At 26.5% G+C, this 10,101-nt stretch carries 14 protein-coding genes and 1 pseudogene; 1 reads left to right on the forward strand and 14 read right to left on the reverse strand.

Going from position 1 to position 10,101, the window contains the following annotated elements; all coding sequences use genetic code 11:
- Window positions 1–211 precede the first annotated feature (211 nt).
- From IC219_RS20235 to IC219_RS20255, 5 genes are all read right to left on the reverse strand, one after another.
- A complete protein-coding gene (locus IC219_RS20235; protein WP_227825378.1) occupies window positions 212–370 on the reverse strand; it encodes a hypothetical protein in 159 nt (52 codons plus the stop codon).
- Between the two features lie 169 nt (window positions 371–539).
- Window positions 540–812 carry an STAS-like domain-containing protein gene (locus IC219_RS20240; RefSeq protein ID WP_021425083.1) on the reverse strand — a complete coding sequence of 91 codons (273 nt, stop codon included), beginning with the start codon at window positions 810–812 and terminating at the stop codon, window positions 540–542.
- A gap of 14 nt (window positions 813–826) precedes the next feature.
- Window positions 827–1,744: a histidine kinase-, DNA gyrase B-, and HSP90-like ATPase gene (locus tag IC219_RS20245; protein ID WP_021425205.1), complete on the reverse strand. Its 918-nt coding sequence runs from the start codon at window positions 1,742–1,744 to the stop codon at window positions 827–829.
- A gap of 596 nt (window positions 1,745–2,340) precedes the next feature.
- Window positions 2,341–2,514, reverse strand: coding sequence for a hypothetical protein (locus tag IC219_RS20250; protein WP_227825377.1), 174 nt, complete (start codon window positions 2,512–2,514; stop codon window positions 2,341–2,343).
- A 243-nt stretch (window positions 2,515–2,757) separates the two neighbouring features.
- Window positions 2,758–3,045, reverse strand: coding sequence for a hypothetical protein (locus tag IC219_RS20255; protein ID WP_227825376.1), 288 nt, complete (start codon window positions 3,043–3,045; stop codon window positions 2,758–2,760).
- Window positions 3,046–3,225: 180 nt separating this feature from the next.
- Between IC219_RS20255 and IC219_RS20260 the strand changes: the two genes are divergently transcribed.
- Window positions 3,226–3,477, forward strand: coding sequence for a hypothetical protein (locus IC219_RS20260; protein WP_227825375.1), 252 nt, complete (start codon window positions 3,226–3,228; stop codon window positions 3,475–3,477).
- A 75-nt stretch (window positions 3,478–3,552) separates the two neighbouring features.
- On the opposite strand, the gene IC219_RS20265 is transcribed toward IC219_RS20260, so the two are convergent.
- The 9 genes and pseudogenes from IC219_RS20265 to IC219_RS20305 all read right to left on the reverse strand — a co-directional run.
- The gene (locus tag IC219_RS20265) at window positions 3,553–4,713 is read right to left on the reverse strand and encodes a cell wall-binding repeat-containing protein (RefSeq protein ID WP_227825374.1); all 1,161 of its coding nucleotides are present in this window, start codon (window positions 4,711–4,713) and stop codon (window positions 3,553–3,555) included.
- A gap of 165 nt (window positions 4,714–4,878) precedes the next feature.
- Window positions 4,879–5,028, reverse strand: a pseudogene (locus IC219_RS20270) (DUF4236 domain-containing protein); the annotation flags it as partial.
- A gap of 170 nt (window positions 5,029–5,198) precedes the next feature.
- Complete coding sequence (locus tag IC219_RS20275; protein WP_227831951.1) at window positions 5,199–6,236, reverse strand: YHYH domain-containing protein; 1,038 nt, start codon at window positions 6,234–6,236, stop codon at window positions 5,199–5,201.
- Window positions 6,237–6,325: 89 nt separating this feature from the next.
- A complete protein-coding gene (locus IC219_RS20280) occupies window positions 6,326–6,760 on the reverse strand; it encodes a hypothetical protein (RefSeq protein ID WP_021383114.1) in 435 nt (144 codons plus the stop codon).
- Window positions 6,761–7,210 carry a hypothetical protein gene (locus IC219_RS20285; RefSeq protein ID WP_021383057.1) on the reverse strand — a complete coding sequence of 150 codons (450 nt, stop codon included), beginning with the start codon at window positions 7,208–7,210 and terminating at the stop codon, window positions 6,761–6,763.
- Between the two features lie 13 nt (window positions 7,211–7,223).
- Window positions 7,224–8,009: a phage tail domain-containing protein gene (locus IC219_RS20290; protein WP_044212497.1), complete on the reverse strand. Its 786-nt coding sequence runs from the start codon at window positions 8,007–8,009 to the stop codon at window positions 7,224–7,226.
- A gap of 98 nt (window positions 8,010–8,107) precedes the next feature.
- Window positions 8,108–8,923, reverse strand: coding sequence for a hypothetical protein (locus IC219_RS20295; RefSeq protein ID WP_227861671.1), 816 nt, complete (start codon window positions 8,921–8,923; stop codon window positions 8,108–8,110).
- Between the two features lie 40 nt (window positions 8,924–8,963).
- Window positions 8,964–9,764, reverse strand: a complete 801-nt coding sequence (locus IC219_RS20300) for a hypothetical protein (protein WP_227825369.1) — start codon at window positions 9,762–9,764, stop codon at window positions 8,964–8,966.
- On the reverse strand, window positions 9,764–10,101 hold a 338-nt coding region (locus IC219_RS20305; RefSeq protein WP_227853501.1), incomplete at its 5' end, for a hypothetical protein. The genes IC219_RS20300 and IC219_RS20305, both read right to left, overlap by 1 nt.

Consider the following 10,101-nt stretch of genomic DNA (forward strand, 5'->3'; position numbering starts at 1 on the left):
TCTAAACTGAGTTTTAAAAACACAACACTATCTACAAAGATAATTATCTACGCTATACTTCTGTCATCATTGAAGTTACTAAACACCAAACAAAATGTTCCTCTCAGGAACACTTGTTGAAATTCCAACACTTTAAGTATAAAAAATCAACCTCTTATGTTCGATTCTAAGCAATAAAGGTATAAACACAAGCAACCATTTTTATAAAGCCTTAGAGAATCTTACACGAGGTCAATTTATTCAGCAGTCTTTCATTTCTTTCTATTTCCTTTTGACTTGGTTTGGTAAATACTTGTTCTATAAATAATTCAGCATCTTTACCTGATAGTTCGGGAGTTGCTTGTATTGGCTTAAATTTATATCTATCCATGTCATCACCTCTATAATTTTCAACATATAAAAATAACCCCTTATATTCAAAATAGTAAGGGATTATTTTTTATAACTTTTAAAAAATATATGTACTACTTTATAAGATAATATCAATTATTTCTTTTAATCTATCCTAAAAAATCATTTTCACAAAATATATAAACATATTAATATTTTCTTAGTACAGACTTTATAATAATTCTTATATTATCATTTGTATCTTTAAACTCAGTATTATTAACTAATGTTTGTAAATCCATTTCCTCTAGTATCTTACCAAAACATTCATCAGCAAAAGAATTTGAGATAATTGATACACCATTAAAATCGAAGATTACTTTTTCCCCTTTTTTGATGCTATTTATTATGTCAGTTCTTATTTTTTTTCCTAATTGTCTTGTTCCTAAAGATTTTCCAAATTCCAAAAACTTTATAATCATAATTTTATCACTCCTTATAAATATCCATTTAAAATATCATCTGATTCATTAACAGAGATTGGAATGTTTTCTTTTCCATCAAATATATTATTAATATCTACACTTTTGTTTGTATTTATATTAAAGTAAACAATTAATCCTTGCCAAAATCCAGAAGAATAAGTTTTTATTTTTCCATTATTAATGCTTAATGTACTATTGCCTGAATGCATAGACATTATTCCTTTATTGTGTTTCATAAAATTTGAAGTATGATATAAACCATACCCCCTCTTTTGAAACCTTGAATTTTTTTCTTTTATTGAACATTTTAAAGCATCACTCTCATTTATATTTTTATATTCTTCTTTTCCTGAATTTTTTAACGTATTATATATACCCAACCCGCTATCTACTATTGCAATTTTTAGTATATTTTTCTGAGGGTAATTTTGAACTACAATGTAACCGCCAATTGGAGATTCTGAATGCTCATTTATATTATCAACAACTTCAAATAAGCAATAATTAAGACAATCAAAAACAGTATCATGTAATTCAATATTACATTTGATTACATTCATTATATCATTAACTATATAATTTGTATTTGTATTGTCTATTCTTGTTATTTCAATGAATTTTCCACTTCCATTATGCCTATTAAAATTTTCTATATAATCATATCCAATTTCATTGTAAAAATTAATTCTTGAAACATAATCATTTTCGTTCAATATTTTCTTTACCACTTTTATTCCTTTATATTCTAAAAATTTAATCCAAGAAACCAGTATACATAGATATTCAGGAAATATCATACCATTACAGTCTATGTTTAAATATAAAGTATCATTACTTGATAATTCCTTATATTTATCTAATACATTTAATAAACCTCTTATGTTGCCTATTTTACTTAAAGTTATACACTCAATATTCTGAGAATTCATATAAAGCACCTCATTTGTTATAGTATTAATATTATTATAACAAATAAGTTAATCAAAAACATTTTTATTAATTAAATTTATTTACTATTCTATCCTTTTACTTTTAATTATATACAACCTATAAAATATTTTTACATTCCTGTGAATATAATTTGATATTTTATCGAAATCTAAAAATCCATTTACGTTTTCAAATTTTAAATTCAGTTACATGTAGAAATCTCTTCAATTAAAAAAAAGACAATCTAAATTGATTGTCTTTAATATTTATTAATACATCTTGATATTTATATTATAACAGGAATTGCAAAAAACTATTAATGAATAATATATTACAATAGAATAAACCTTCCATTATCCTAAAATAATAGAAGGTTTATTCTATCTCCACACCTTAAAGGTGTACTATAGCCTCACGCTAATAAACTAGAAACTAGTTATGTCTTAAATCAAACACATCATAAAATGTGTACTATGGCCACTCGCCTTATCTATATTAATATTATTATATCAAATATACAATCTAAATACTATATTTCCCAATAAAAAAGATAGTAAAATTAAACTATCTGAGGAATTCATCTCTAGGAGATTTTTTAAAGAGATAAGTATTGTTCTAATAATCGCTCACCTCTAGCCATCGCTTCGTTTGATGCTAAATCTTTATCTATTGGAAGCGGTTTATTTTCTGATAAGTAAATATCATTAAATTTATCTATTTCTTCTTTTTTATTTATGACTATCCGCTTATCAAATGACACTGTTGCCATAATATCACCTACCTTCACATGTTTGTCTCATTTTAAGTATATATCTACAATCTAGAATAATCAAGACTATCACTATTATAAAAATATAAATAAAGCTCAATGGTATACTTAGAAAGAAAAATATAATCTATTTATTTTTTTATATGTAACCCAATTTATTTTAAAGTTATTGCTGTCACATCTCTGTTCCCATTAGATTTTCTATAATATAATAATAAATGAACGTCTTATAAATTATCAAATTTAATCTCTAAGACCTATTTTATAACTTATATATTCATCATCTACAAAATAAATTATATTGTTAAACATAAAGAAACTGTAATCATTTTTCTTTGCCTGATTAGCCATTTTTATTATATCTCCAGTCCAAATTTCATCATTATAATTATATATTAAATGTTTTGGAATATTGACTTCATTGAATAATGATTTATTTTTGAAAATTTTATTATTCTTATAAAGACAATTAAACTCTTTAGTAAAATCTAAACATTCATGAATATCTTTAAATTTAAGTATTAACTCCATACTTACACCTCCTTAATATAAAAACAAAATACAGATACCTCTCTGTATTCAAATATTCATACTCATAACTATGTCTGTCATACCTCTGTCATCATTGAAATTACTAGTTTATATTAAAATAATTTCAAATCAATCATTATTAGTTTATAATAAATATATAATATAAACTGGAGGTATCTTATGAAAAATAAATCCTTATCTGATTTAGCATTAATAATTTCAGTAATATCAATGATATTAGTAATTTTAGAATTATTAAATATAATTAAAATACCATTAACAGTTATAATCTTATTATTTATAACTCTATTAAGTATAATGACATGGATAAATTATAAAAATAATAAAAAAATACAAATGTCTATTGGAATTTTAATACTTATTGTTTTTATTATTTTTATAATTCATAATTTACTTTTTAATAATATGTAATATAAATTTATATTTCTTCAATAAAAAAGACAACCTTAATTGATTGTCTTTAGTAATATATGTTTTGCTAATGTATTATTTTACACAAACATTACAAGGGTCTGTTTTACCTTGTGACTTAGCTTGTTTTAATGTCACTTTATTTATTGTTTTACTTCTTTTTAATGTAGAACAATTTTTTGTTAGATGATATGATTTTCCATTAGGAACTACATATACTATGCTCTTATCAGTTAATCCAGAGTTATTAGAACTAGGCTCATTGCTTGGTTTATTTGTATTATTTGAGTTAGTATCTTTTACAATACCTGTATTTGAATCACCAATATTATTAGTTATATTTAAACACTGTTTTATAACACTATCATCAATATTTCCAATAGCAGTTATTTTACTTGCATTTTTTAATATACTCTTATTACTTCCATTTCCAACTAACACAATAGGTGCTTTTTGTGCAATTGTAGAACCAACTAAAGAATAAACTAAATCAGTTCCACTTGCTATATAAAATTCTTTTGAACCATTGTAAAATTTATTTATTATTTGTTTATTTGTATCGTATCTATCCACTCCACCTATTCTTGTTGCCTTAGTTTCATTTATTAATTTATCGCTCATACTAGCTTTTCCACCAATTGCATAAGTTTCTACTCCATCTGTAGCAAAGTTCGTAGTATTTCCATCAGTTAACACTATAGCCGCCTTATCTCTAACGGCTACAGATGCAGCACTCATAGCATCTGGTTCACCTTTAAAAGCATTAGTTAATATTACTTTTTTAGCAGCATTTACACTTCCTATTTCTTTTGCAACTTTATGACTTGTATCTATTCTATCAGTTCCACTTATTCTATTTATACTTATTTTTTTATCACTTAACACTTTCTGAACTGATGCTTCTATTGACTTTTCTCCTCCAATTAAATATACATCTTTAACTTTTTCTAATCGCTTTAATGTTTCTGAAGGTATTGTATCTTTCTTAGTCAATAATATTGGTGCATTCTTAGCTCCTGCTAAGCCACTTGCAGATAATCCATCAGATAATCCATTTTCAGAATTAATAAGTATAGCAGTGTCGTAGCTTTGTTTATCTGCTATAAGACCTGCTGTTTCATATTTATTTACACCTTTTATTGAACTAATAGAACTAAGAGCATTTGATGTTGGACAACTAACAATCAATAATGGAATAGATATCCCTATTGCTAACAATTTTTTGCTTAATTTCATAATAAAATCCCCCTATAAATTTTTTATAATATTACTCAGATATTATAATTCTACATTAATAGTGATTTTCCTTTATAAAATTAGTTTCTATTTCAAAATTCTTTTATTTTTTTAAATCCATAAAATAAAAATAGACCATCTATAACAGTCTATTTTTAGTGGTATTTATTTAGGTTTACGTTTTTTTGTACTTGTTTTTGTATATGATATTCCAGTCCCAGGTATACTCAATGTAGCTGATTTTCTTCCTTTTGAATTAACAGATACTCTAGTACCTTTAATACCAGCACTTATCCCTACACTTTTCTTCCCTAGATTTAATTTTACTCAACCACCTAGATTTATACTTTTTCTAAAATTAAATCCCATATACATATCATTCCCTTCTGTATTTTAAATACATATACTTAAAATTATATTTGTAATTATTATAATCACAGAATATAAATAATTAATATAATTGTTATCCTTGGTATATCTAGCATTTATATCTTTTTACGTTTTTTCTTTTTATATACTACTCCAGCAGCTACAGCTACAGTTCCAGCTCCAACTCCATAAGTAATATTTCTACTTTTCTCTTCTTCTCTTTTTTCTAAGCCTTCATCATATAAACCTTTTAACTTAGTCTCAATAGACTTCATTTCACTTGGTACACTAAAATCTTCTTCATTGTAACCTTGATTATATACACTTTCTTTTACTTTAGGTAGTTTAACTTTACCATTATCATATCCTTCTTTAAGCCAATTAGAATATTTAACATTACCTATAGTTGATGTATCAAACTTTTCTCCTTTGATAGCACTCTCAAATCCTTTAGTGTTATAATCATTTTTTAATTGTTCTTGTATTTCATCATAAGCACTATTATAAGCATCTTTAAACTCAGAATCTATGTTTTCTTCAAATGTCATTTTCTCTTTATCTTTATTACTATCCTCTATTCCTTTAGCTTTATATTCTTCTATCTTTTTAGTCTTATATTCATTGTATCCATTCGAATATCCAGTATCATAAGCACTTTTTAAAGCTTCTTTTTCATATGTATTATTAGATTTAACACCTGTAAGTCCTAAATTATATCCAGCCTCTTCAGCTGCCTTTTCTTCTTCTTCTAATTTAGCTTTTCCTTTTTCATATCCTTCTGAGTACTTTGATTCATATGTATCACTATAATCTCCACTATAACTTGCTGAACTATAACTTCCTTTATACCCATCCTCGTATCCTTGATTATATCCTTTTTCTCCAACAGATTTTTTTTGTTTTTCTTCATTATTAACTGAAGTGGTTGTTGTTCCAGAGCTACTTACTCCACTAGTATAAGGACAACCACCATTATTATGTAGATGAGCTGGATAACCACCACAATGATAGTGATAGCTTCCTAATCCAGATTTATTCTTATTGTCACGATGGCCTCCAGATGAATCAGTTCTTCCTGAATGTGCATATGAAAAGCTCCCTATACTAATCATAGCCAAACTCATTATTACAGCTATTAACTTTTTCTTAAACATAATATATTTCCCCCTAAAATATTCTATGATTTTATTATATCAGTCAATATATTATGTTTAAACCACTAAAATTCGACAAAGATAAAATCTTATCCTAATGGTACACCTAATTCATTCATTTTAGACTTAAAGCACTTTGGTATCTTAGTTCTTACTTTAGCTTCACTTTCATTCATTATATTTGTCTTTGGTCTAAACTTAGGTTCTTCTTTAGTGCTACCATGAGTCCAAACACTACCACCTTCAAACCCATACATAGGAAAGAAATGACCACCTCTAAGAGAACTCCATCCTCCATTATCTTTTATCTCAGATGTAACAGAATTTGCAGTAATCTCAGCTATTTCGGAAGCATCTAATAAATCTCCTGTTCTTTCATAAATAGTTGGAATAAAACTTCCATAAGCCTGTTTAACTACCTCTTCTTTCATAATTTCCTTCATTTCTTCTCCAACTTCTGGCATAGATGCAGCAATCTTAACTTTAGTATAAGCAACTACTTCGTCTAATGATTTAAATACCATCTAATTCACTACCTTATCTTTGATATTATTCATCTTTTCAATTTCCTCAGTCTCTTTAAGTACTCTATCTTGTAACATTTCATTTTTTAACTGACCTAACTTAACCTCAGTATTCATTAATAAAGATGCAGTTAATTCATTTTCTATTTGACCTATGTGATACATCACAGTTTCTAATTCACTAGATATATTACCATTTATTAAATTTTCTATTTCAATATTTAGTTCTATATTAGTCAACTCATCAACCAACATTTTAAGAATATCTTCTTGAGACAATGCTAAATCTGGATTTTCCATACCAGCCCATATTTTATTTAATATCTCTTCCTTAGTTTTCTTATCAGGATTTCTAACCTCTATGTACTCCTCTTTACCATTCTCATCTACAATAGGTATAATAGCTCTAACCTCATCTTGCATTAATTTATCTACTTGTATCTTATTCATATCTATCTCTCCCTTATTTTATTATTGGATATTTACACTTAATAGAAACTTTACAGTTTCCAGTAAATTTCAATATATTTACACCTCTTCTTAACCTAATCCACTTTCTATTAACAATATTAAATCTATTCTCTCCATTGTCATTTAAAACAGTATAGTACAAATTATCTATCATTATTTTCTCATTTAATTCTAATCCACTTATAACTAAACTATCTTCTTCATTATCACTGATAGTAGAATTTCTAATAGTTATATCTCCATCTTTCAAACACTCAATATCAATTACTGGGGCATATTCTTCATCTACATTAGATACATTATTTAGTTTAATTTCTCTTGTATCTTTAACAGTTATCACCTTTTGAAAGTTTTTATAAGCATAATTTGTGTATGGCTGAAACTCTATTTCTAACACGCCTTTTTTATCTTTTGTATACTTTTTTATTATTTTTCTTGCTTTAAGATAATAGATTTCTTCTATATTATCAAAGGATATAAATGGTTTAAATTCTCTCTGCCAAAACCAATTACATATATTCTCTAAAGTATAATCATCCCACTCATAAGCCTCTCCATGTTCACTACACAAACAGAATTGTAATGTTATGGGTTCAATAGTAGTTTCATCCTCCGAGTAACAAGGATTCTTATTAAAAGTATTATCAGATTTAATTGCTTCTTCATAAGGTAACCCATATTCATTTAAAATATCATCATCACCCAATGTAACCAACTTGATGTTCATAGATTCGCTTGAGATATTATCAAATAAAAACTTATCATCTAAAAATACCAATTTATCACCTTCTTTCATTTTTTTAAGTTCAAATCCGATTAAAATTATATTTAAACGTAAAAAAATAACCCCTACTCAATAAAGAGTAGGGCAATTCACTATTTCTTAGATTTAACATCACTTTCATCTATTAATTCAGCGCCTAACATAGAGGCCATTCTAATAGGGCTAACATCTTCATTTCCAACAAATGCAAATGTTACATATTCTTTATTTTCATCTGGTAAAACATCTAGTGTCATATTAAATCCAGATGGATTTTCAGCAGTAAGATTTAACTCTATACTTCTTTGTGCTTTTGCATTTGGAATAGTCATGTACAATACCATATATTCACCATCAGCAGTTTTAGCCATAACATCTGCCTCTACTACATAGTTTGGAGCAGTAGATTCTTCTTTTATTTTTATAACTTTTGCTTTTGGTAACTCTTCTAAATAAAATACTGCTACCTTATCTCCTGCATTAAAATCAGCAGTAGATATTGTTATCTCCGTATTAGAACCTGTTACAGTTGAAGTAAATTGTAATTTCTTAACTAAAGATATACCATCTTTTTCAACACTATATACAGATATACTATTAGTGACTGGTTTTACATTTTCTAAAGTAACTTTCTTAGTAGCATCAGAAGTTAATAATTTTCTTTTACCAACCTTAGCAGATTCTTCAACCATATCAGAAGCTAATAGCATTGCCAGTTGTGGCATTTGTATTACCTCTTGCTCAAGTGCTAAACTACAAGTCACGCTCCCATCAAAGGCAATGGCATTCGCACCTTTCGCTTTAGCATAAACTGATTCTGAATCCAATTTAAAGTTAAAAGCATTTAAATCTGCTGTATAAAAAAGTGGTTCTCCAGTTGTTTTATTTTTTACTATTATATTACTTGCATCTTTTATCGCAAATCTCATTATTTCATCATCCTCTCATTTTTACATAAAAATAACACTGCTATTTAACAGTGCTAGTTTGTATTTTTATTTCTTTAGACCAATGTTTCATCTTATCTGCTCCAATTTGGTATTTAAAAGACCATGCATAACCTAAGTTTTCATTATAATTCTTAAATTGAATTTTAGTCTTATAAATATTAATCAGTTGCCAATAAGTCATTTTTAATATTTCATTTATATGAATATGCCCATCTATATTTTGAACTATATTTATATAATCACATAAATGATATGCTTCTTTTTCTCTTTTTTTTCTTTCCTTTTCTTTGAAGTGTTCAATTAACTTTCTTTCTCTCTCAGAACCAGTATTTTCAATCCATTTATCTTCATCATCTTGGAAGCTTTTTTTATCAATACAAAACATTTCTAAAATTAAATCTGATACTAGTCCAAAATCTTCTCTGCTTATAAAAGCATTTTTCTTCTTATCTTCTGATTTGATTAAAATACCAATTTTAATATTATTCATATACTCAATATTTTTAATATCAGTTTTATATAATATAGATAAAGATTTTTTTATTTTATCACTAAGTAATTCAACTTTCTCAGAAGAGTTTTTCCTTGATGTTAATATCATTAAATCTAAGATGGGTATAGTGTCATATTTACATTTTAGTTCAAATGATTCCTCGTTACATAGCTGAGAATAACTCTTCTCAAGTATTAGAAACGGGTTGACCAGCTCTAAATTAGCCATATCTGAATTAATAAGCTCTTCAATAGTAGGTTGATATATAGTTCCTAGTGTTTCACCTAGTTTAATTGGAAGTCCTGTAATATAGTAATTTTCTAACATTACATATCACCAAAACTTTCAGCAGATACAGTTATTACAAATCCATTATAATCAGTACTTAAATTATACATTTGATATACATTTTCTAACTTAATCTTACCTATACCAGCTATTTCCTCATTTTGAGTTATTATATCGACTATGCAACACATCAACGCAACATCTCTTAGGCCATTTGCCGTATCTTGGCATTCATCATGACAGACAACACCAATTTCTATCTTTGTTTTTTTAACTGTTCTACTTCCCTCAGAACATGGTCTATACTCTGACATAATTATGAAAACTGATATATCTGCTTCTTTTAATACTTTTTCCACCCTTCTATTTAAAAATA

The sequence above is a fragment of the Clostridioides sp. ES-W-0018-02 genome (assembly GCF_020658175.1).
GTDB lineage: Bacteria > Bacillota > Clostridia > Peptostreptococcales > Peptostreptococcaceae > Clostridioides.

Coding starts and splice junctions, on each gene's coding strand:
- IC219_RS20275 (WP_227831951.1), bottom strand. CDS start 6,236: ATGTTTAAGAAAAAGTTAATAGCTGTAATAATGAGTTTGGCTATGATT.
- IC219_RS20300 (WP_227825369.1), bottom strand. CDS start 9,764: ATGTTAGAAAATTACTATATTACAGGACTTCCAATTAAACTAGGTGAA.
- IC219_RS20260 (WP_227825375.1), top strand. CDS start 3,226: ATGAAAAATAAATCCTTATCTGATTTAGCATTAATAATTTCAGTAATA.
- IC219_RS20285 (WP_021383057.1), bottom strand. CDS start 7,210: ATGAATAAGATACAAGTAGATAAATTAATGCAAGATGAGGTTAGAGCT.
- IC219_RS20280 (WP_021383114.1), bottom strand. CDS start 6,760: ATGGTATTTAAATCATTAGACGAAGTAGTTGCTTATACTAAAGTTAAG.
- IC219_RS20265 (WP_227825374.1), bottom strand. CDS start 4,713: ATGAAATTAAGCAAAAAATTGTTAGCAATAGGGATATCTATTCCATTA.
- IC219_RS20240 (WP_021425083.1), bottom strand. CDS start 812: ATGATTATAAAGTTTTTGGAATTTGGAAAATCTTTAGGAACAAGACAA.
- IC219_RS20235 (WP_227825378.1), bottom strand. CDS start 370: ATGGATAGATATAAATTTAAGCCAATACAAGCAACTCCCGAACTATCA.
- IC219_RS20255 (WP_227825376.1), bottom strand. CDS start 3,045: ATGGAGTTAATACTTAAATTTAAAGATATTCATGAATGTTTAGATTTT.
- IC219_RS20250 (WP_227825377.1), bottom strand. CDS start 2,514: ATGGCAACAGTGTCATTTGATAAGCGGATAGTCATAAATAAAAAAGAA.
- IC219_RS20245 (WP_021425205.1), bottom strand. CDS start 1,744: ATGAATTCTCAGAATATTGAGTGTATAACTTTAAGTAAAATAGGCAAC.
- IC219_RS20295 (WP_227861671.1), bottom strand. CDS start 8,923: ATGAGATTTGCGATAAAAGATGCAAGTAATATAATAGTAAAAAATAAA.